Source organism: Edaphobacter acidisoli (assembly GCF_014642855.1).
Classification (GTDB): domain Bacteria; phylum Acidobacteriota; class Terriglobia; order Terriglobales; family Acidobacteriaceae; genus Edaphobacter; species Edaphobacter acidisoli.
Genome location: NZ_BMJB01000001.1, coordinates 1,045,944 through 1,066,011, shown reverse-complemented (window position 1 = coordinate 1,066,011; position 20,068 = coordinate 1,045,944). Strand labels below are relative to the sequence as shown.

20 protein-coding genes are annotated in these 20,068 nt (G+C 59.5%); 6 read left to right on the top strand and 14 right to left on the bottom strand.

All coding sequences use genetic code 11. The features are described 5' to 3' along the window. Positions 1–42: 42 nt before the first annotated feature. The gene (gene mdh / locus IEX36_RS04360; protein ID WP_188758073.1) at positions 43–975 is read left to right on the top strand and encodes a malate dehydrogenase; all 933 of its coding nucleotides are present in this window, start codon (positions 43–45) and stop codon (positions 973–975) included. 83 nt (positions 976–1,058) lie between these two features. On the opposite strand, the gene IEX36_RS04355 is transcribed toward mdh, so the two are convergent. From IEX36_RS04355 to IEX36_RS04340, 4 genes are all read right to left on the bottom strand, one after another. Continuing rightward, positions 1,059–1,436 (bottom strand): type II toxin-antitoxin system VapC family toxin, encoded by a 378-nt coding sequence (locus IEX36_RS04355; protein WP_188758072.1) that lies wholly within the window; start codon positions 1,434–1,436, stop codon positions 1,059–1,061. Between the two features lie 365 nt (positions 1,437–1,801). Then, positions 1,802–2,323, bottom strand: a complete 522-nt coding sequence (locus IEX36_RS04350) for a peptidylprolyl isomerase (RefSeq protein WP_188758071.1) — start codon at positions 2,321–2,323, stop codon at positions 1,802–1,804. Between the two features lie 51 nt (positions 2,324–2,374). Beyond that, positions 2,375–3,145 carry a peptidylprolyl isomerase gene (locus tag IEX36_RS04345; protein ID WP_188758070.1) on the bottom strand — a complete coding sequence of 257 codons (771 nt, stop codon included), beginning with the start codon at positions 3,143–3,145 and terminating at the stop codon, positions 2,375–2,377. A 612-nt stretch (positions 3,146–3,757) separates the two neighbouring features. Then, positions 3,758–5,014, bottom strand: coding sequence for a dipeptidase (locus tag IEX36_RS04340; RefSeq protein ID WP_308422276.1), 1,257 nt, complete (start codon positions 5,012–5,014; stop codon positions 3,758–3,760). 221 nt (positions 5,015–5,235) lie between these two features. Between IEX36_RS04340 and IEX36_RS04335 the strand changes: the two genes are divergently transcribed. Continuing rightward, positions 5,236–5,436, top strand: coding sequence for a hypothetical protein (locus IEX36_RS04335; protein WP_188758069.1), 201 nt, complete (start codon positions 5,236–5,238; stop codon positions 5,434–5,436). Positions 5,437–5,552: 116 nt separating this feature from the next. Here the strand turns inward: IEX36_RS04335 and sdhB are convergent, their stop codons facing one another. The 3 genes from sdhB to IEX36_RS04320 all read right to left on the bottom strand — a co-directional run bounded on the left by sdhB (position 5,553) and on the right by IEX36_RS04320 (position 9,693). After that, positions 5,553–6,314: a succinate dehydrogenase iron-sulfur subunit gene (sdhB, locus tag IEX36_RS04330; RefSeq protein WP_188758068.1), complete on the bottom strand. Its 762-nt coding sequence runs from the start codon at positions 6,312–6,314 to the stop codon at positions 5,553–5,555. Positions 6,315–6,785: 471 nt separating this feature from the next. Continuing rightward, on the bottom strand, positions 6,786–8,561 hold the full coding sequence (gene sdhA / locus IEX36_RS04325) for a succinate dehydrogenase flavoprotein subunit (protein WP_188758067.1): 1,776 nt from the start codon (positions 8,559–8,561) through the stop codon (positions 6,786–6,788). Positions 8,562–8,883: 322 nt separating this feature from the next. Further along, positions 8,884–9,693: a succinate dehydrogenase/fumarate reductase transmembrane subunit gene (locus tag IEX36_RS04320; protein ID WP_188758066.1), complete on the bottom strand. Its 810-nt coding sequence runs from the start codon at positions 9,691–9,693 to the stop codon at positions 8,884–8,886. Between IEX36_RS04320 and IEX36_RS04315 the strand changes: the two genes are divergently transcribed. Then, positions 9,686–9,904, top strand: coding sequence for a hypothetical protein (locus IEX36_RS04315; protein ID WP_229668703.1), 219 nt, complete (start codon positions 9,686–9,688; stop codon positions 9,902–9,904). The two genes, IEX36_RS04320 and IEX36_RS04315, sit on opposite strands and share 8 nt — an antisense overlap. Here the strand turns inward: IEX36_RS04315 and IEX36_RS17450 are convergent. The 6 genes from IEX36_RS17450 to IEX36_RS04290 form a co-directional block, all read right to left on the bottom strand. Further along, a complete protein-coding gene (locus IEX36_RS17450; RefSeq protein WP_229668702.1) occupies positions 9,890–10,291 on the bottom strand; it encodes a hypothetical protein in 402 nt (133 codons plus the stop codon). The two genes, IEX36_RS04315 and IEX36_RS17450, sit on opposite strands and share 15 nt — an antisense overlap. A 50-nt stretch (positions 10,292–10,341) precedes the next feature. Then, positions 10,342–10,950: a non-canonical purine NTP pyrophosphatase gene (locus IEX36_RS04310; RefSeq protein ID WP_188758064.1), complete on the bottom strand. Its 609-nt coding sequence runs from the start codon at positions 10,948–10,950 to the stop codon at positions 10,342–10,344. A 104-nt stretch (positions 10,951–11,054) separates the two neighbouring features. Further along, positions 11,055–12,437: a hypothetical protein gene (locus IEX36_RS04305; RefSeq protein ID WP_229668701.1), complete on the bottom strand. Its 1,383-nt coding sequence runs from the start codon at positions 12,435–12,437 to the stop codon at positions 11,055–11,057. Positions 12,438–12,994: 557 nt separating this feature from the next. Then, positions 12,995–13,753 (bottom strand): flagellar motor protein MotB, encoded by a 759-nt coding sequence (locus IEX36_RS04300; RefSeq protein WP_188758063.1) that lies wholly within the window; start codon positions 13,751–13,753, stop codon positions 12,995–12,997. Then, positions 13,750–14,526 carry a flagellar motor protein gene (locus IEX36_RS04295; RefSeq protein WP_188758062.1) on the bottom strand — a complete coding sequence of 259 codons (777 nt, stop codon included), beginning with the start codon at positions 14,524–14,526 and terminating at the stop codon, positions 13,750–13,752. Before IEX36_RS04295 ends, IEX36_RS04300 begins: the two co-directional genes overlap by 4 nt. Positions 14,527–14,553: 27 nt before the next feature. Beyond that, entirely contained in the window at positions 14,554–14,832 is a 279-nt protein-coding gene (locus IEX36_RS04290; RefSeq protein ID WP_188758061.1) for a flagellar FlbD family protein, read from the bottom strand. Between the two features lie 255 nt (positions 14,833–15,087). Between IEX36_RS04290 and IEX36_RS04285 the strand changes: the two genes are divergently transcribed. The 3 genes from IEX36_RS04285 (at position 15,088) to fliS (ending at position 18,278) form a co-directional block, all read left to right on the top strand. After that, positions 15,088–16,293: a flagellin N-terminal helical domain-containing protein gene (locus IEX36_RS04285; protein WP_188758060.1), complete on the top strand. Its 1,206-nt coding sequence runs from the start codon at positions 15,088–15,090 to the stop codon at positions 16,291–16,293. A 150-nt stretch (positions 16,294–16,443) separates the two neighbouring features. Beyond that, positions 16,444–17,802, top strand: coding sequence for a flagellar filament capping protein FliD (gene fliD, locus IEX36_RS04280; RefSeq protein ID WP_188758059.1), 1,359 nt, complete (start codon positions 16,444–16,446; stop codon positions 17,800–17,802). A gap of 2 nt (positions 17,803–17,804) precedes the next feature. After that, positions 17,805–18,278 carry a flagellar export chaperone FliS gene (gene fliS / locus IEX36_RS04275; protein ID WP_188758058.1) on the top strand — a complete coding sequence of 158 codons (474 nt, stop codon included), beginning with the start codon at positions 17,805–17,807 and terminating at the stop codon, positions 18,276–18,278. An 18-nt stretch (positions 18,279–18,296) separates the two neighbouring features. Here the strand turns inward: fliS and IEX36_RS04270 are convergent, their stop codons facing one another. Continuing rightward, positions 18,297–20,039, bottom strand: a complete 1,743-nt coding sequence (locus tag IEX36_RS04270; protein ID WP_188758057.1) for an ABC transporter ATP-binding protein — start codon at positions 20,037–20,039, stop codon at positions 18,297–18,299. Positions 20,040–20,068: the final 29 nt, after the last annotated feature.

Genomic DNA, 20,068 nt, shown 5'->3' with positions numbered 1-20,068 from the left:
CTACGCGGAAGGATGACAATTTTGTGTAGATGAGGAGATGAGATGGGCAGGAAGAAGGTAACGATTGTTGGTTCGGGAAATGTTGGCGCGACGACGGCGCATTGGATTGCGGCCAAGGAGCTTGCCGATGTGGTGCTGCTCGATGTGATTGAAGGTGTGCCGCAGGGCAAGGGGCTGGACCTGCTGGAGGCGATGCCGATTGAGAAGCGCGATTGCAGCATCATCGGCACGAATGAGTACGCCGACACGAAGGATTCGGATGTGGTCGTGATTACGGCCGGCATTGCGCGCAAGCCCGGGATGAGCCGCGACGATCTGCTGAATACGAACTTCAAGATCATGAGCGATGTGGTCTCGAAGGTGGTGGCGCAGTCGCCGAATACAATTCTGGTGATCGTCTCGAATCCGCTGGACGCGATGGCGCAGACGGCGTTCAAGCAGGCAGGGCTGCCGCGCGAGCGCGTGATTGGGATGGCTGGTGTGCTGGATTCGGCGCGCTTCCGGACGTTTATTGCCGATGAGCTGAAGGTGTCGGTCGAGAACGTGACGGCGTTTGTGCTGGGCGGGCATGGTGACACGATGGTTCCGCTGTCGCGCTACTCGACGGTTGCGGGCATTCCGATTACGGAGCTGATTCCGGCGGACCGGCTGAAGGAACTGGAGACGCGCACGGCCAATGGCGGCGCGGAGATTGTGAAGCACCTGAAGACTGGCTCGGCTTACTATGCTCCTTCGGCTGCGGCGACCGAGATGGTCGAGGCGATCCTGAAGGACAAGAAGAAGATTCTGCCTTGCGCGGCTTATCTGCAGGGTGAGTATGGGATATCCGGACTGTATGTTGGAGTGCCGTGCAAGCTTGGCGCGAAGGGCCTGGAGCAGATCATCGAGATCAAGCTGACTGCTGATGAGCAGGCTGCGCTGAACCGGAGCGCCGATGCGGTGAAGGAGCTTTGCTCTGTGATTGGGATGGCGTAGTGGAAGGATTAACACCGATCTGCACCGATCGAACTGATAAGACGAAGGCCTGCTCAATGAGCGGGCCTTTGCTTTCAGATTGGCTATGGCAGAAGATGCAGACCGGCGACAGGGAAGTCTTTGCGGTTGTCGGTCATCAGAGTGAGGTCGTGCTCCAGTGCAGTGGCGGCGACGAGCATGTCGGCCAGGGTCAGCGTTCGGCCTTTCTGAGCCCACTTGCCTTTAAGCGAGCCTGCTCTACGGGCGATTGCGGCTGTGATGGGATAGCATTCCAATCCTGATAAGAATGCCTCTGTTTTGGCCTCTTCGCCTGGACGCATTCCAGCATAGACTTCGCCGATGTTGAGCGCGGTTGTGGCGAGGGTGTGGCCGCCCTCGACAAGTTCGGCCAACTGCGCACGGCGGTTTGCGCGAGCGCGGAGGACATCGATCAGCACCGTGGAAGCGAGCAGAACGATCAACTGGCTCTCTTCTGTTTGGGTTTTGCGGCTTTAGTGCGTGTGTCGCTCTGCTGCCGGAGTTCCCGCACCCAGGGCCCTGCGCCTCCGGAGAGTTCAGGATGGTTTTTTTCATGCCACGCGGGCTGGTCATTATGCAGGAAAGACAACAGGCGGCGGCGGCGCAACTCTGCCCGGGCAGTTTCGACTAGAAATGCACTGCGGCCACGAGGGCCGACCATAGCGTCGATCTCATGAACGAGTTCGTCGGGGAGGACGATATGTGCTCTCTGTGATCCCATATACAAAGCCCATTTATATGGTGACATAATTTTCCAGAAAAAGAAATGGCCCCAGTTGGGGCCATTTCTCAGCATGGACAATATGAATTACGCAACACGGTCGATGGTGACGGATTCAAGGACGACTGGGGTTTTGGGGCGGTCCATGCCGTCGCGGTTGACCTTGCTGATCTTCTCGACGACGTCGTAGCCTTCGACGACTTCGCCGAAGATGGTGTGCTTGCCGGTGAGCCAGCTTGTGTCGGCCACCGTGATGAAGAACTGGCTGCCGTTGGTGTTGGGGCCGGCGTTGGCCATGGCGAGCTTGCCGGGCTGCTGGAAGCCGTGTTTGGAGCCGCGGGTCTCGTCGGCGAAGCGGTAGCCGGGGCCGCCCATGCCGCTGCCTTCGGGGTCGCCGCCCTGGATCATGAACTGCGGAATGACGCGGTGGAAGACGGTGCCGTCGTAGAGCTTCGCGCCCTTCTTGCTCGGGCTGTTCCAATCTTTTGTGCCCTCGGCGAGGCCGATGAAGTTGGCGACGGTCTGGGGGGCGTCCTTCTCGAAGAGCTCGCAGACGATGGTGCCTTGCGAGGTCTTGAAGGTGGCGTAGGTGCCGGGCTTGGTTGGCATTTCGGTGTTCTCCTTACGGGGTTAGATGTGGATTGAGGTCGAGCGGCGGCTTTACTGTTGCGTGTCTGCTGCCGTGTGCCGGTGCAGTGTAGGTTCGGCTGGTGTGTTTGCCACAGGCTTGGGCTGCATGGGGTCGGGCGGGATGGGCTGGCCGTCGCGCACGATGGTGATGCGATTGATGACGACTGGGGTGATGGGCTTGTCGTTGGCGTCGCGCTCGACGCGTGCGATGGAGGAGACGAGGATCACGGAGTGGGCGTCGCACTGGCCGAAGATGGTGTGCTTGCCGTTCAGCTCAGGCACGGGGACTTCGGTGATGAAGAACTGCGAGCCGTTGGTGCCGCCGCCTGTCGGGCCGGGACCGGCGTTTGCCATGGCAAGGCGGCCGGGGACGTCGAAGGTGAGCGAGGGGTCGATCTCGTCCTGGAAGAAGTAGCCGGGGTCGCCTGAGCCGTCGCCGGCCGGGTCGCCGCCCTGGATCATGAAGTTGGGGATGACGCGGTGGAAGGTGGTGCCGTTGTAGAGCGGCACGCCGTGCATCTTCTTCGAGGTGCGCGGGTCGGTCCAGTCCTTGGTGCCTTCGGCGAGGCCGATGAAGTTGGCGACGGTGATGGGCGCCTGCTTGTCGTAGAGCTTGCAGGTGAGGCGGCCCATGGTGGTGTCGATGATGGCGGTGGGGCCGGTGGGGACGACGGGCGGCTGCGCCTGCGGGGTGGCGCTGGGTGCGTCGGGGAGTGCGTCGGTGCTTTGCGAAGACTGCGCGGTTTGCGCTGGCACGTAGGCGCAGATGGCCAGGGCAAGGGCGAGATGGTGAAGCTTCATGCGGTGTTGGACTCCATAGAACAGGCTATCGCAGGCGCAACTGCGGTGCAATCAAACCGCAGGTCCTTCGACTTCGTTTGACGCAAAAGCGCGCCAAACTCCGCTCAGGATGACACGGTGATTCGGCGCGAATGTATCTCGGCTCGCAATGTTTATTTGGGGCAACAAGAGTGAGCGTGAACCTCCCAAGCGGTGTTAATACATCGCAGCCGTTCATACCAGCGTTTGCAGAAAGGATAAGAACCAACAGCCAACGGCTATGAATACAACAAAGAATGCGGTCATTCGACGAGAATCAACAAACACTCCTACAAGGGCTATCATGATGGCCATTGGACCAAGCAATAGCACCGTCGCTGCGATTAGCTTTTTTAAAGCGAATGAATGAGCCGAATGAGACATAGGGTGGGTTGCGAACATCCGAATACATACAAGGATTGCAACCTCTAATATGCTCATCGCTAAAGATACGAAGGCTAACTTTCTTGCTTTCCATATTGGTGCGAATGTAGAAATCATGGGCAGAAAGTCCTTCCAGCAGGAATCGGATAGTGCCCAGTAAGATCGTAGATCTTATCAGGCAGCCAATCTAAAAACAGATTCTGCGGCTGGTTATTTTGCGCGGATGGTGACGTCTTCGGTGTGGTCGGCGTCGGCCTGGACTTCGCGGAAGACGCGCAGGATGTTGCCGCCGAGGACTTTGCGGACGTCTTCGGCGCTGTAGCCGCGCGCCATCAGGGCTGCGGTGATCTTGGGGAAGTCGGCGGCGGAGTCGATGCCTGCGGGTGGGACGGGGATGCCGTCGAAGTCGGTGCCGATGCCGACGTGGTCGATGCCCGCGACCTTGATGATGTGGTCGAAGTGGTCGATGAGCGAGTCGAATGGCGCGCGGCCGATCATGGCGGCGTACTTGCGGTCGACCTGGTCATCGACGAAGAAGGGAATTGGCAGTCCCTTGGCCTTGTAGGGCGCTTCAGCCACTTCGTAGTCTTTTTGGCGCTCGGCGCGGGAGGCGTTCCAGGCTTCGCGCCAGTGCTCGTCGATGAAGGCGGGGTAGAAGTTGACCATGACGACGCCGCCGTTTTTGGCTACGGCGCGGATCATGTCGTCGGTCATATTGCGGCCAGCGTGGGTGAGGGCGCGCGAGGAGGAGTGCGAGGCGATGACGGGGGCCTTCGTGGTGGCGATCGTGTCCCAGAAGGTCTTGTCGGAGACGTGGGAGATGTCGACCATCATGCCGAGGCGGTTCATCTCGAGCACGACCTGTTTGCCGAATGGGGTGAGGCCGTCGTGGTGGTGGACCTTGGGGTCGTCGATGTCGCCGGAGGAGTCGGCCCAGTCGTTGGTGTTGGACCAGGTGAGGGTCATGTAGCGGACGCCGAGGCGGTAGTAGTCGCGCAGGAGGCCGAGCGAGTCTTCGATGGAGTGGCCGCCTTCGATGCCCATGAGGACGGCGAACTTGCCGTCTTTGTGGGCCTGGAGGATGTCGTCGGCGGAGACGCAGAGGCGGAGCTTGTCGGGGTGCTTGCGGACCTGTTCGAGCGTGCCATCGATGAGTTCGAGCGTGCGGAAGGCGGCGCGGTCGCCGGGGTACTGTTCGGGATCGACCCAGATGGAGAAGAACTGCGCGTCGAGATTGCCCTTTTTGGCGGAGTCGTAGTTCAACATGCCGCCTTCGAGCGGGGAGGTGAAGTCCCAGTGCTGGTCGACGAAGCGCTGGGGTGTGTCGGCGTGGGTGTCGACGACAATGGCGGACTGGTGGACTTCTTCTGGGGTCATCTTCTTTCCTGATTGAGCGCTTTGGGCGGCGAGGGTTCCGGTGAGTGCGAGCAGGGCGAGCGAGTGGCTGAAGACGCGGGAACGGTTCATGGCACCTACTTTGGAACAAATGTTTCAGCAGGAAGAATTGTACCAAGCTGTTGGGCGATATCCAGATGAAGTATTTCGGCCAAATATCTGTAGCTTGACGGCATAATCTGCGGGAAATTTCTGATTACTCTGAATTTCGCTTTTGTCTGACGGAAAATTGTAGCAAGCGCGCAGGGGCAACCTCAGTTGCTGGCATTCCATCCCTTTAAGAGAGGTGGAATATGGCACAGGGCCTGAATTCGACAAAATCCGCGGCACGACCCTCACATGAGGCGGTTGAAGACGAGACTACAGCTACTGAGGCAGGCAAGAGCGCTCAGGAGAAGCTGGATCACGTTGCGATGCAGTCCGCAAAGCGGGCGCAGAATCGTATCCACGCGAACGAGGAGACGAATCCGAACGATACGATGTTCACGAAGTAGCGTGGAAGATAAACAAGGTTCAAGGTTAGGAAATTTTCGGGCTGAGAAGGCCTGGAGGTTTCCAAGGGAAAAGCCCCGGTGCATCGGGGCTTTTCTGTTGAACCGGGCTTTGTTTCTTAGCGGGCGAAGAGGTCTTTGACTTTTTGGACGAAGACGTCGCGGCCCATGTCGCTAATGGCTTCGGTGAGCGGGAGGCCCTTGGGGCAGGTCATGACGCAGTTCTGTGCGAAGCTGCATTCGCCGATGCCGCCGTCGCCGGCGAGTGCGCGGAGGCGGTCTTCTTTGAGGACCGCGCCTGCGGGGTCGAGGTTGAAGAGCTTGGTCTGGGCGATGGTGGCTGCGCCGACGAAATTGGTCACGTCGTTGAACTGCGGGCAGACCTCCATGCAGCAGCAGCAGCTGATGCAGTTCGAGAGCGGGTAGCGCTGCTCCTGAACTTGAGGAAATTGGCGCGGGCCGGAGCCGAGGTCGTAGGTGCCGTCGATGGGGACCCACGCCTTGACCGTCTTGAGGTTTTCAAACAGCACGCTGCGGTCGACCGAGAGGTCGCGCACGATAGGGAACTTCGAGAGCGGGGCCAGCGTGATGGTCTGGTCCTTGTTCGGGCCGGTGAGCTTGTCGACCAGCGCTGAGCAGGCCATCATCGCTTTGCCGTTGATGAGCATGGCGCAGCTACCGCAGATCTCTTCGAGGCAGTTCGAGTCGTAGGTGACGGGCGTGGTGGGCTTGCCGGTGACATCAACGGGGTTGAGCGCGATCTCGCCGAGCAGCGAGGTGATGTTCATGCCCGGGCGGTAGGGGACCTCGAACTTCTCGGTGGTGGCGGGTGCGTTCGGGTTGGCCTGGCGCTTGATCTCGACTTTGATGGTGCTTGGCATCTGCATTGCCCTCAGGGGCTACGGCCCCGGTCTTTCATCTACTCTTTTGCGGCGCGGCTTAAGCCACGCCCTTAACGAAACTCAACAGGGCTGAGTCTTCCAGTCAGTGCAATATCTGAGGTTGTACTTTAATTTGCTCTTTTTGCGAATTGAATCTGTGGTGGTTATACACGCGGAGATCGACTCCGCTCCACCCCGGCGGAGTGTCGCGCCATCGCCTTGCATGTTCGCTGCGCGGTTCAGTGGCGCGAGCAGTAGACGAACATGTAGCTGAGGACTGAGGCGTATATCAGCGCAAGTATCAGATAGAAGACGTGTATACCTGACATGTCCGGTTAGACGGCGGAAACCGTTGCTTAGGCGGTCTGGACTGATCAATTTTTGCCTCCTTTCCTTTACGTTCGTGGCGACCGAAGCAAACTGCGGGGTTTTCGCTTCACTTTGCTCAAGGTCAGAATGACGGCTACAAGGTTAGGTCGCGGCGTCGTAGCGGCGCGGGCGTGGGTTGATGTGGCTGATGTCCACGGCTTCGTACTCGAAGGCGGGGGCGTCATTTTTGAATGCTGCTTTGGTGGTCTTGAGGAACTTCTCGTCGTTGCGCTCGGGGAAGTCCGGCTTGTAGTGTGCGCCGCGGCTCTCGTCGCGGAGGCGCGCGCCCTGCACGATGACTCGGGCGAGCTGGAGCATGTTCCAGAGCTGGCGCGTGAAGGCGAAGCTGGTGTTGGCCCACTGGCTCTTGTCTGAGAGGTTGACGTTGCGGTAGCGACCGAGCAGTTCGACGATCTTCGCGTCCGCCTCTTCGAGGCCCTTGTTGTAGCGGATGATGGTCGCGTGCTTGGTCATGGTCTCGCCCAGCTCGCGCCAGATCCTGAAGGGGTTCTCGGTGCCGGGGTTGTTGAGGAGGAGCTGATTGAATTCGTTCTGGCGGGCAAGCTCGGCTGCCGCGCCTCCGTCGCCTTCCTGCGCGGGGAGCGACTTCGCATATTGCATCGCGGCGGGGCCGGCGACGAAGCCTCCATAGATGCAGGAGAGTAGCGAGTTTGCGCCGAGGCGGTTCGCGCCGTGGATGGAGCAGTCGGCCTCGCCCGCAGCGAAGACGCCGGGGATGTTGGTCTGCTGCTGGTTGTCCACCCAGAGGCCGCCCATGGTGTAGTGCATGCCGGGGAAGATCTTCATCGGCACCTTGCGCGGGTCGTCGCCGACGAACTTCTCGTAGATTTCGAGGATGCCTTCGAGCTTGTGCTGGCTAGCCGGGGGCAGGTGCGAGACGTCGAGGTAGACCATCGGCTGGCCGTCGATGCCCATGCCGTGTTCGTAGACGACCTTGAAGATGGCGCGGGTGGCCACGTCGCGCGGGACGAGGTTGCCGTACTTCGGATACCACTCTTCTAGGAAGTACCAGCGGTCGGATTCGGGGATGGACTGCGGGGCGCGCTTGTCGAGTTTGTCCTTTGGCACCCAGACGCGCCCGCCTTCGCCGCGAGCTGACTCGGACATGAGGCGCAGCTTGTCTTCGCCGGGGATGGCGGTGGGGTGGACCTGGATGAACTCGCCGTTGGCGTAGTACGCGCCCTGCTGGTAGAGCGCGGACTGCGCGCTGCCGGTGCAGACGACCGAGTTGGTGGATTTGCCGAAGATGGCTCCGTTGCCGCCGGTGCAGACGATGATGGCGTCGGCGGGGAAGGTGCGGACCTCCATCGTGCGCAGGTCCATCGCGCAGATGCCGCGGGCTACGCCGTGGTTGTCGAGCACGGCGGAGAGGAACTCCCAGCCTTCGTACTTCTGCACCTTGCCCTCGGACTCGAAGCGGCGCACCTGCTCGTCGAGCGCGTAGAGAAGCTGCTGGCCTGTGGTGGCTCCCGCGAAGGCGGTGCGGTGGAAGAGTGTGCCGCCGAAGCGCCGGAAGTCGAGCAGGCCCTCGGGGGTGCGGTTGAAGGGGACGCCCATGCGGTCGAGCAGGTCGATGATGGCCGGGCCCTGCTCGCACATCTGCTTGACGGGGGTCTGGTTGGCGAGGAAGTCGCCGCCGTAGATGGTGTCGTCGAAGTGCGCCCAGGGGGTGTCGCCTTCGCCCTTCAGGTTCTTGGCGGAGTTGATGCCGCCCTGCGCGCAGACGGAGTGCGAACGCTTGACCGGGACGATGGAGAAGAGATCGACCTTGCCGCCGGCTTCGGCGATCTTGATGACGGCGGAGAGTCCGGCGAGTCCGCCGCCTACGACGATGATTCTGGGAGTTGCTGCTGCCATATTTTTTACCTAGCCAAACTTGATGTAGTGACAATCGTCACGACTTAAACCCCAGCCGCGAGGCATAATCCAAAGAACAGTGTTGTGACGACAAAAGCGCAAATAGCAAAACCGAAGAGCTTCCTTAGCCGACTTGTTGGAAGTAGTCGGCGATGTGCTGCATAAACGCTGTTCGAGCTAAACGGAAGAAAATTCATATGGTCGACAGCATCTGTTCCGTTTCCTGCAACTCGCACATCATGACGTAGCCTTCCAAGGAAGAGAAAGCAACTCAAAAAACCTATCGTGAACCACGACATAACTGGCCCATATTTGAAATTCATCAAGTTTGCTCCGGCTCAATTGGATTCGTTGCGCCGGGCTTGACTGTAGTAGGCGCAGGCCTAGTAAGGCTCGATGTCTGCATGGGCATCACATCATCGGGCGCAGGCGGCGCGGTGACGACGGCATAGATGCTGGCCAGTCCCATCAGGCAGAGGATGATGCCGCCGAGGGCGCAGACGTAGCCGAACTTCTTGCGGGCCTTGTCGCCGGGGGTGATGCCCCACTTCGCGGCGAAGAGCCATGTGCCGTAGGCGAAGTGCCACGTGGTGGCGATCATGGCGATGACGTAGACGGCGAGAATCCACGGATTGGCGAGTTCGTGCTGGACCTTGGCGAAGGCCGCGCCGGGATGCTCCGGCAGGCTGACGCCCGAGAAGCGCTGCGTCCAGACGTGGTAGACGATATAGAGCAGCGCGATGATGCCGGTGACGCGCTGCGAGAGGTACATCCGGTTGCCCGCCCAGGGGTAGACGTTGACGTTGTTGCGTCCGCGCACCGCGATGTAGACGCCGTAGAGCGCGTGGTAGGCGAGCGGGATGAAGATGAGCGTCCACTCCAGCACACGGACCAGCGGCAGCGAGTTCAGGAAGAGCACCTGCTTGGCATAGGCGAGCGGGCCGTGGACGGTCTCGAAGTTCGAGATGATGTGCTCGATGAGGAAGGCGCCGATGGGCACGATGCCGGTGAGCGAGTGCAACTTGCGCCAGAAGTAGGAGTTTCCCTCGCCTGCGCGGAGCGGTTGCACGCCGCCCTTAATACCTTGGGGAGGCGGTGTCGCGGGAGAGGCTGGCGAGGCAGCGGTGGCCATAGGGACTCCTTGGTTCGGTATGGTTCGGGTGGTCGAGGAAAAAGTGCAGCAGGCTGATTATTCCGCGCTGTCTGGTCAGCGTCAAGAAAATGGACTGGTTTTGTGCGGTTATCGTAAAGATTGTGCGATTTTAAGGATCGCAGACATCGAGCAGGAGACCCCCAATTCTATAAGCGGCAATTTTCCTTCTTCAGTTTCAAGCGCTATTTAATGTCTTGATTGAGCGATCAGCGTGGCGCTCAATTAAGAACAGTACCACCCAGCAAATTATTCCGACGGCACCAAAAGGAATCATGAAGACAATAATGTATCCTTCATCGCCAGAGTTGTACTGAGGATGCACCCGAACATCATAGAGAGTCTGAAGACCCAGAACTAGCCACGCTATAGACACACATGCGCCAAGCAATGTCGCCCAACGATTTCGAAATATTTTGAAAAGCGAAAACCCTAGGACGATGGCCACGATTGCTAAACCGCAGATGAGGCCGTAAGGCCGTTTGCCAGTCCTGCTGGGAAATGCCACAACAATTAATAGACCGAGAGCCCCAAACTCTGAAAGAACAAGCGGCACAAGAGCGCCTACCCGAGCGAGCATGATTACAGCATCTCTCATCGCACTAACGCTACCAGCCGTGTTGTTGCTGATCAACTTGTAAATAATTTCGTTTCCAATGCTAGGAGAGCGCGTCCGCGATGGCTGAAAGCGAGTTTGGTTTGGGCGTCGAGCTCTGCCATGGTTTTGTTTTGTTCAGGGAGATAGAAGAGGGGGTCGTAGCCGAAGCCGAGTGTTCCACGTGGAGCATTTTGGATTTCGCCTTCGACAGTGCCGTGGGCTGTGGCGATGATTTCGCCGTCGCGGGCTGCCGCGAGGACGCAGTGGTATCGGGCAGGGTGCGGGTCGGGGATGTGGCTGAGGGCTTCGAGGAGGCAGAGGTTGTTGCGCTCGTCGGTCGATGTGTCCGGCGGGACGGGGAAGTTGAGGTCTTCGGCGTAGCGGGCGGAGCGGACTCCGGGTGCTCCCGCGAGCGCGTCGACTTCGAGGCCGGAGTCATCGGCGAGGATGATCTTGCCTGGAGCGTGCTGGGAATAATAGACGGCCTTCGCACGGGCGTTGCCTTCGAAGGTTGGTTCGTCTTCGGGTGGGGCGGGGATTTCTTTTAGACCGGGGAGCGGCTCGATTGTTACGCTGCTGTTTGCTGCGGCAGCGAAGTCGCGCAGTTTGCCTGGGTTGGTTGTGGCGACGTAGAGAGTCATTGGTATTGGCTTCATTGTGACATTTCGGCTCGGAGAGGGAACAGCAGATTCCTCCGCTGCGCTGCGGAATGGAAATGCAAAGAAGGCAACAGCAGTACGAAAGCTTATTGTGCGATGCGGAAGCGGACGAAGAGTGCGACTCCGTATGGATGTCGTCCGTAGGTTGTGACGAGCGCGCTGGGCGTCGAGTAGGTCGTGAACTGTCCTCCGGGAGCGGCGACGAGGTGTGGGGCGATGCGGAAGTCGCGGCCGTAGCCGAAGCTGTAGGCTGCTACGTGGCCGATGGGGGATTCTTCGAAGTGGGGCGGCAGTGGCTCGCCCGGTGTGAGCAGGAGTTCGTTGGAGCGGCCTGCGTTTTCGATGCGCGTCCAGAGGTAGTTGCGAGTGTGGAACTGGAGGAGCGATTCGAGCAGGTAGCTGTTTTCTTTGCTGCCGTCGGTGAGCGATTTGGTGCGGCCCCAGAGGAGCGTGGTGGACCAGTTGCCGGTGGCTGGAGTGGTCATGTCCATATTCATGTTCATGCCGGGCATGGAGGTGGTGTTGTGGTGCGCGCCGATGGGGCGGTTGTACATGATGGATGCGGTTTGGCGCTGCTGGTCTTCGCCGGGGTAGAGGGCTTCGGGACTGGTGATGTGGGCGATGGAGTATTGGCTGGTGAGATTTTGCGTGGGAGAAAAGGTGATGCGTGAGGAGTAACTGTCGATGGCGTGGCCGTTGGACGATGGCTGGAAGCCCCAGCGCTGCTCGGAGGGTTCGCCGCCGTGGAAGCCGGATTCTTCAAAGCGGAGCCAGCGCCAGGTGACGCCAGCGGTGAGGACGTTGAAGGCGATGTGGGTGGAGTCTTCCTGATGGTGACCGAGTGCGGCAAGTGGATCTTCTGATGCGGAGATGCGGTGTGGATAGGCGATGGGGCCGATGGCTGGGTCTCCTACGGGTCCGGCGTAGAAGCTGATGAGTGTGTGCTCGGTTGGCTTGATGTCGTAGAGTGCGCCGAGTTCCATGAAGAAGTCGTGCGGGTGCTGGCCGTCGATGATGGGCTTGCCGAAGGCGGTCTCGCCCTGCTGGAAGAGCTCGGGGAATTGGCGGCTGGTGACGGTGGCGGGTTCGAGCGAGAACATGGCGCGCAGGGTGAGTTGGCCATATTCTCCATTTGGCCCTAGCTGGCGTTGGGCCATGGGCATGATCCAGTTGGTGGAGAAGAGTTTGTCTTCGCCGCGAGGGGATTTTGCTTGTTGCTGCGTGTCGGTGATGAAGGCCGTGCCGTGGAGCATGAGCGTCCAGGCGCCGTGCTGCGACATGAGCATCGGCGTTGGTGTTGAGGCAGGCTCGATGCTGGTGCCGGACGTAGTGTGCTGGAGCTCTGCTTCGATGAGGGTTTTGGGTGTGGCCATGCCGCTCATCTGCATGGATGATTGGGTTTGCGCTTGTGCAGAGGTGGGCGAGACGAGTGCGAGTGCGAGCAGGGTCGCAGAGGCAGCGCGGAGCATGAGGTGGTTCTCCTGAGGTGCAGTGAAGGATGTGCGCGGGCGCGCAGGGCTGCGGTCAGGAGTGGTATCAGATGCGGAGAGCTATGAGTGGAGGACGTGGTGGGGTTTCGGATGCCTGAGGTGAAACTGGCGTGGTCCTGAGTAGAACCGCAGAAGGGATTGCAATGGCCGTTGCGAGTTGCGCAGGCTGATGCAGATCGGCGCAGACGAAGGTTGCCGGAGGATGATGTGTCGCGTTGCAGCAGGGCGGGGTGCTCTGATCGTCTGGACTATTGTGCGTGCAATGGCTGCATGTGGCTTGTGCGTGCGCGACTGTGTGAAGGCAGGAGGCAGATGTTGCAAAGAGCGCAAGCAGGCAGATGGCAGCGACGATGCTTCGGCCGAGGGCTTGAAGAGGATTGAAGTGCTTCGCGTTGTCGCTGCGGCCCATGCGGTCAGTATAAATGGAGCATGGATTCTTCCCCGAAGGCTCATGGCTCCGCAGGCAAAATGCGGGGGTTCTTCGCTGCGCTCAGAATGACATCCTAAGGATTTAGTAGGGCAGTTGAAGAAGCGCGTTATGGTGAAGATGCTGGGTGTCGTAAAAGGATGATGTCGACGCGGCGGTTTTGTGCGCGGCCTGCTTCGGTGGCGTTCGACGCGATGGGGTGGTATTCGGCGTAGCCGGCGGCGGCAACGTTGGCTGGGTCGATGTGGCCGGTGGAGAGCAGCAGGCGCGCGATGGAGGTGGCGCGTGCGGTGGAGAGCTCCCAGTTGGTGGCGTACTGCGAGTTGTGGATGGGGATGTTGTCGGTGTGGCCTTCGATGCGGAGCGGGCCTGCGGGTAGTTGTTCGGCGAGGCGCTGAAGCGTGGGGATGGATTGTGTGCGGACCTCGGCTGAACCTGAGGCGAAGAAGCCTGCTTCGTGCAGCGAGATGACAAGGCCTTCGGCGGTCATCTGCATGGTGACACTACCGGGCGGGATGCCTCCGGAGGAGATTTGCTGGGCGAGGAATTTGCTGAGACGCCTTTGTGTCTCCTCCAGCGTCTCGTGCTGGTTGCCTCGTCCGACGGGGACGGGAAGCGCGAGTGGCGCGGCGTTGGTTGCTGCTCCGCCGGGAATGAGCGGCGGCGTCTTCGAGTGCGCTTCGAAGACGCCGAGCGGCTGGAAGGCGGATTGCATGGCTGAGGATAGCTGTTGCTGCTTGTGCTTGTCGGACTGGCTGGAGGCGAAGAGTACGACGAAGAATGCGAAGAGCAGGGTGATGAAGTCGGCGTAGGAGACCAGCCAGCGCTCGTGGTTGACGTGCTCGTGCTGCTTCTTTTTGCGGCTCATGCGTGGACTTCCTCGTGAGCTGAGCTGGTGCTTTCAGAGAGATAGGTGCGCAGCTTGGTCTCGATCATGCGCGGGTTCATGCCTTCGAGGATGGAGATGACGCCTTCGAGCATCATCTCTTTAATGAGGTGCTCGTGATGCGCGCGGATTTTGAGCTTGCCCGCGACGGGAAGAAAGATGAGGTTGGCGAATGCAACGCCGTAGATGGTGGCGACGAATGCGACGGCGATGCCTCGGCCGACTTCGGTAATGTTATCGAGGTGCTGCATCACCTGGATGAGTCCGAGTACGGCGCCGATGATACCGACGGTGGGCGAGTAGCCTCCGGCAGCCTCGAAGACCTGCGGAATTTTTTCTTCCAGATCGGATTTGTTGTCGAGCTCCATCTCCATGATTTTGCGGACCTCGTTGGGCTCGGTGCCGTCGATGGCGAGCATGAGGGCTTGCTTGAGGAATGGGTCTTCGACGGTGGCGAGGTCCTGGTCGAGCGAGACGATGCCGCTTTTGCGGGCTTTGTTGGCGAAGGTGACGATCTGTTTGAGGACTTCTTCGCCGCTGGACTTGCCGGGCATGAAGACGTGTGCGACCTGTTTGAGCGCGGCGAGGAAGATGTTGAGAGGGAACTGAAGCATGACGGCGCCCATCGTTCCGCCGATAACGATGAGGGCTGCGGTGGGCTGGGTGATCTGCGAGATCTTGCCGCCCTCCATCATCATGCCGGAGAGAATGCCGAGGAGTGCGACGATGATGCCGCCGATGCTGGCGATGTCCATGACGGGTCCTTCTTAGGAGAATGCTGGTTACTGCTGTTGTGAACCTTGTTTACGCGCACTGAGACATTTGTCTGCTTCGTTGACCGACTGTGCGGTGAGTGCGGGTGAGGCTTCGGGCCATGCCTTGCGCAGCACTGCGGCGCGATAGTCGAGGGTGCGCTGGGAGACTTCGCTGCAGGGCTCGAGCACGACGAGCTTCTCGCCGGTGATGAGTGTGAGCACGGTGTCGGGCGCGGCTTCGGCGTACTTAATAAGGTCGCAGTTGACGGCGAGACGGCTGCCGTTCAGTCGGGTGAGTTGAATCATCTGCCGGGTTCCTCCCGTGTCTCTCATCGGCGGGAACGCGGGTATCTATAGATGGAGGCCGAATGCGCCCCGCTGCGCTCAATGTGGGAGCGTGGCGCTAAAGTCCTTTTGGGAAGGGCCGATGAGGTGGGAGAACGCGGAGTCTTCCGCAAGGTGAGCCGGAATCTCTCTTCTGGAATAGAGGGAGGACGGGTTCGACACCCGGGGACAGGCACGCGCGGTAGTTCAAATCGAGCAATACAGGAGTGTTCCTACATGTCCTTGGGTGTGTTGAACAATATCGCAGCAATCTATGCGCAGAACAATCTGAACCAGACGCAGTCCAGTCTGCAGAATGTTTTGCAGCAGCTCTCTTCGGGTTCGCGCATCAATAGCGGCGCGGACGACGCCGCCGGCCTTGCGCTGGCCGATGGCCTTCAGGCAAACGAAGCGGCGCTGAACCAGTCGTCGCAGAATGCTTCTTCCGGCGTTGGTCTATTGCAGACTGCCGATGGCGCGCTCGCGCAGGTGACCAACCTGCTCAACCGCGCTGTTACGCTCTCGACCGAGGCCTCGAACGGTACGCTGAACGCCAACCAGATCAGCTCGGCGAACCAGGAGTATCAGAACATCCTGACCGAAATCGGGAACATCGGTTCAACGACGAACTTCAACGGCAATAGCGTTTTCACCAACACGGCGACGTCGGTGTTTGTCAGCGATGGCACGGCTTCGGGCGCGACAACTTTCAACGAGCTGATTGGCTCGCTGAGTGATGCCAGCGTGGGCACGACGACCGCAACGACAACCGCGGGCACAGGTACTGCGCTGACCAATCCGACACCGACGACTCCGACATCAACGACAAGCGCGACAGCAACGTTCACCTTTGGCTCAGCGGCGGATACCGTCTCCGGCACGCTGAAGGTAGCGGTTGGCGCAGGTGGCGCAGTCACTGAGAACTTTGGCGCGGGCACTACGCTTGCTGAGGCAGTGGGCCAGATGAATGACGATTCGGCCTTCCGCACATCAGGACTGGTTGCAAGCCAAAGCACGACTTCGCCCAATGAGCTGATCATTACTGGCCCGACTGGAACGGCGAACACTCTGACCCTTACAGGTACGGCCCTCACCGATACGACCCCGACCGTGACGACGCCAGGCGCGGGAACAAACCTGGCCGGTTCGACACTGACGGCTGCCACCGCGCAGACGGTGCTGACGAACGTGACCTCCGCAATTCAGGACATTGCGTATCAGCGCGGCAACATCGGCGCCAGCATCAACGAGTTGAATGCTGCCTCCAACGTTGCCAGCGCCGAGTCGGTGAACCTGACCGCGGCACAGGACAGCGTGCAGGCGACCAACTATGGTCAGGCGACAAGCGACATGGCAAAGTATCAGGTGCTCAGCCAGACCGGTATCAGCGCTCTTGCGCAGGCGAACAGCGTGCAGCAGGAGATTCTGAAACTGATGCAGTAGTCGTTCAGAGGGTGGACGGCGATCCGGTTGTGAGGGACGCCGTCCGCTCTGTTTTCCAGTGCGACATTAGTTGTGCCTAATGCAATGAGCTCTGCATTGGCCTTGTGCTTGCTGTTGATGTGCAGCACAAATCGACGATCGGGCGGGACGATGGGAACAGTTGGCATCAACTTCGGAGCGGCGACGAGCGGGCAAGGCTTTGATGTTGCCTCTACCGTGACGGCGATTCTTGCGTCGCAACAGGCTATTGAGACGCCGTGGCAGAACCAGCTTACGTCGTTGCAGGCCCAGGACACGGTGCTTTCGACGCTGGGCTCGGACCTTTCGAGCCTGACGACTTCGCTGCAATCGTTGACAGACTTCAGTGGTGTGATGTCGCAGATGCAGGGATCGAGCTCGAATAACAATGTGTTGGAGCTGACTTCGGCATCTTCTTCCGCAATTGCAGGCAGCCATACGATCGTGGTCAATTCGTTGGCGCAGACTTCGTCGGAGTACTCGGACGCGATTGCTAATGCGTCGGACACACTCTCGGGAAGCCTGACGATCAACGGCAATACGATTACCGTGGGCAGCAGCAGCAACACGCTTTCTACGTTGGCGAGCGCAATTAATCAGGCCTCGATTGGCGTGACAGCGAATGTGATTACAGACGCGAGCGGGTCACGGCTCTCGCTGGTGAGCACATCGAGCGGCGCGGCCGGGCAGATCTCGCTTTCGAGCAGCCTGACTGATTCGACGACTAGTTCGGCGGTCAATTTTTATACGGGGCAGGCAGGGCAGGATGCGAGCCTGTCGGTGGATGGCGTCGCCGTAACGAGCGCCTCCAACACGGTGACCAATGCTATCCCTGGCGTGACAGTTCAACTGCTTTCGGCCTCGGCATCGTCGCCGGTGCAGGTTGAGATTACGAACGATGATTCCGCTGTTACGACGGCGATGCAGAGTTTTGTGACTGCGTATAACGCGGTCGTGACGACGATCAATGGCCAGGAGAAGAACGATTCGAGTGGCAATGCCGAGCCTTTGTTTGGCAGCCCAACGCTGGCTACTTTGCAGAACCAGCTTACGAGCGCGCTGCTTGGAGGGGCTGCGAGCGGTTCAATTTCGAGCATCAACCAGCTTGGTGTTGAGTTCAACCAGGATGGAACGTTGACGTTGAATACGGACACGCTGAATAGCGTTCTGACGAGCAACTATTCGGATGTCGTGGGATTTCTGCAGAACTCGAAGAGCTTCGGCCAGACATTTTCCACCACGCTGAACAATCTTGGCACCGCGAGCAATACCAGTTTGATCTATCTGGCGCAGCAGCAGAACAGCTCGGAAGAAGCGACGCTGAACCAGAACATCAGTAATGAGCAGGCGTTATTGGCGACAGAACAGACCAACCTTACGACTGAGCTGAATACGGCAAACCAGGTCATGCAGTCGATTCCGAGCCAGCTCAACGAGGTGAACGAGATGTATAGCGCCGTGACCGGCTACAACACAGGTAATGGAGGATAAAGGTGAACGGAAAGAGCTATCAGGAGCAGTCGCTGGCGGGAGCGACAGGGGTGGAACTTGTCGTGGCACTTTACGATGCTGGGCTCCGATTTTTGTATCGGGCGATGCAGTGTGCTGAAGAGAATGATGTGCATGGGCGGCGTGTTGCGGTTAAGAAGGTGTTGGATATTTTGATGTACTTGCAGGCGCGGTTGCGTCCGGATGTTGGGGGAAGCGCGGCGACGGCGTTGTCTGATTTTTATGCTGCGATGTTTACGATGACGCTTGAGGCCTCGCATGTTGAGTCGGTGGAGCAGTTCCGCGAGGTGATTGCGTGTGTGCGCAATGTTCGCGATGCGTGGGTTGTGGTGGCGCGTGATCCTGAGGCTGGGCGTGTTCTGCCGAGGGAGTTGCGGACGCGCGAGGAGAAGTTTTTGCCGGCGGTGGTGTCGCAGGAGATGTCTGAGGCCAGCAATGGATCGCGTTGGCTGGCGTAAGACAGGCGCCGGGGAATTTCAGGCGGTGACGGAGATCTCTTCTTCGAGGCGCTGCTTTTCAAAGAGGCTGGTGTAGTAACCGTTGCGGCTTAGCAGCTCTTCGTGCGTGCCCAGTTCGGCGATGCGGCCGTTGACCAATACGGCGATGCGGTCTGCGTTACGAGCGGTTGAGATGCGGTGGGAGATGAAGATCGTGGTGCGGCCCTGCATCTGTTCGCGCAGGCCGCCGAGGATGCGTTCTTCGGTGTAGGTGTCCACGCTGGCGAGGGCGTCGTCGAGGATGAGGATGCGCGGGTCGCGGATGATGGCGCGGGCGATAGCTGTGCGTTGCTTCTGGCCGCCGGAGAGCGTGACGCCGCGTTCGCCGACCATGGTGTCGAAGCCGCGCGGAAATTCAAGGATTTCATTGGCGATGTGTGCGGTGGCGGCGGCATCTTCGACCTGTCCGTCCGTCACGCCTAGTGTGCCGAATGCGATGTTCTGCCGGATGGTTTCGGAGAAGAGAAATGTCTCCTGGGGAACGAAGCCGATGTTTCTGCGCAACTCGTCGAGGGTGAAGTTGCGGATGGGTTGGCCGTCGATCAGGACTTCTCCGGGAGCGGCGTCCTGCAGGCGTGGGATGAGATTGACGAGGGTCGATTTGCCAGAGCCTGTGGGGCCAACGATGGCGAGGCTGGAGCCGGCTGGAATTTTGAGATTGATGTCTTTGAGTACGGGCTTTGCGCCGGGGTACGCGAATGTAAGGTTGCGGAATTCAATCTCGCCGTTGATGGGCGTTGCTGCGGCGCTGGGAGCGTCGGCGATGTCCGGTTTCTGCTTGAGTATTTCGTCGATACGGGCGACGGAGGCAGTGCCACGCTGGAATAAGTTGACGACCCAGCCGATGGCGATCATTGGCCACGTGAGTTGGACCATGTAGACGTTGTAGGCCGTGAACTGGCCGACAGTGATGTGGTGCTGGATGACCTCGCGACCGCCGACAAAGAGCGTAATCATCAGCGAGAGCCCAAGGACGAACTCAAGCGTGGGCCAGAGCATTGCCATGAGCCGGACGAGCAGCAGGCTGCGGCGAATGTACTCGTGGTTCGCGGTCTCGAAGGAGGCGATCTCGGCTTCTTCCTGGGCGAAAGCGCGGATAAGACGTGCTCCGGAGAAGTTCTCCTGCGCCTTGGCGGAGATGTCGGAGAACATGGCCTGGATGCGCTCGAAGCGACGGTGAATTCGTGCGCCAAAGTATTGCACGAGTACAGAGGCTATGGGCAATGGCACAAACGCCCAGAGCGTGAGCTTTGGGCTGATGCGGATCATGAAGGGCAGCGCGGCGGCAGTGAAGATGAGGGTGTTCGCGCTGTACATGATGGCCGGGCCGAGGAGTTGGCGGACGGCGTTGAGGTCGTTGGTGGTGCGGGCCATGATGTCGCCGGTGCGGTGCGTGTTGTAGTAGGCGGCGGACTGGCGTTCGAGGTTTTGGAAGAGGTCGTTGCGGATGTCGTATTCGATCTCGCGCGAGGCACCGATGATGATCCAGCGCGTGAGGTAGAGAAAGACTGCGCAGGCGGCGGCGATGGCTAGCAGCAACAGTGCGTGATGCAGGATTTTGCCGCGGGTGAGGCCGTGCTGCATATCGTCGATAGCGTGGCCGATGACGAGCGGGATGAGGATCTTGAGTGTGTTGTAGAGCAGCACGGACACTCCGCCCCAGGCGAGGCTCTTCCAATATCGCCTGAGGTACGGAGTGAGCGGCTTTAGTTTTTCAAACATGCGTAAGGTGCGATTCCTACTATTTCCTG

Bases quoted from the DNA above. Each gene is read 5' to 3' on its own strand.
- IEX36_RS04285 (WP_188758060.1), top strand. From the start codon at position 15,088: ATGTCCTTGGGTGTGTTGAACAATATCGCAGCAATCTATGCGCAGAAC.
- IEX36_RS04305 (WP_229668701.1), bottom strand. From the start codon at position 12,437: ATGCTCCGCGCTGCCTCTGCGACCCTGCTCGCACTCGCACTCGTCTCG.
- IEX36_RS04345 (WP_188758070.1), bottom strand. From the start codon at position 3,145: ATGAAGCTTCACCATCTCGCCCTTGCCCTGGCCATCTGCGCCTACGTG.
- sdhB (WP_188758068.1), bottom strand. From the start codon at position 6,314: ATGCCAAGCACCATCAAAGTCGAGATCAAGCGCCAGGCCAACCCGAAC.
- IEX36_RS04350 (WP_188758071.1), bottom strand. From the start codon at position 2,323: ATGCCAACCAAGCCCGGCACCTACGCCACCTTCAAGACCTCGCAAGGC.
- IEX36_RS04335 (WP_188758069.1), top strand. From the start codon at position 5,236: ATGGCACAGGGCCTGAATTCGACAAAATCCGCGGCACGACCCTCACAT.
- sdhA (WP_188758067.1), bottom strand. From the start codon at position 8,561: ATGGCAGCAGCAACTCCCAGAATCATCGTCGTAGGCGGCGGACTCGCC.
- IEX36_RS17450 (WP_229668702.1), bottom strand. From the start codon at position 10,291: ATGCTCGCTCGGGTAGGCGCTCTTGTGCCGCTTGTTCTTTCAGAGTTT.
- IEX36_RS04290 (WP_188758061.1), bottom strand. From the start codon at position 14,832: ATGATTCAACTCACCCGACTGAACGGCAGCCGTCTCGCCGTCAACTGC.
- IEX36_RS04270 (WP_188758057.1), bottom strand. From the start codon at position 20,039: ATGTTTGAAAAACTAAAGCCGCTCACTCCGTACCTCAGGCGATATTGG.
- IEX36_RS04340 (WP_308422276.1), bottom strand. From the start codon at position 5,014: ATGAACCGTTCCCGCGTCTTCAGCCACTCGCTCGCCCTGCTCGCACTC.
- IEX36_RS04300 (WP_188758063.1), bottom strand. From the start codon at position 13,753: ATGAGCCGCAAAAAGAAGCAGCACGAGCACGTCAACCACGAGCGCTGG.
- fliD (WP_188758059.1), top strand. From the start codon at position 16,444: ATGGGAACAGTTGGCATCAACTTCGGAGCGGCGACGAGCGGGCAAGGC.
- IEX36_RS04310 (WP_188758064.1), bottom strand. From the start codon at position 10,950: ATGACTCTCTACGTCGCCACAACCAACCCAGGCAAACTGCGCGACTTC.
- mdh (WP_188758073.1), top strand. From the start codon at position 43: ATGGGCAGGAAGAAGGTAACGATTGTTGGTTCGGGAAATGTTGGCGCG.
- IEX36_RS04295 (WP_188758062.1), bottom strand. From the start codon at position 14,526: ATGGACATCGCCAGCATCGGCGGCATCATCGTCGCACTCCTCGGCATT.
- IEX36_RS04320 (WP_188758066.1), bottom strand. From the start codon at position 9,693: ATGGCCACCGCTGCCTCGCCAGCCTCTCCCGCGACACCGCCTCCCCAA.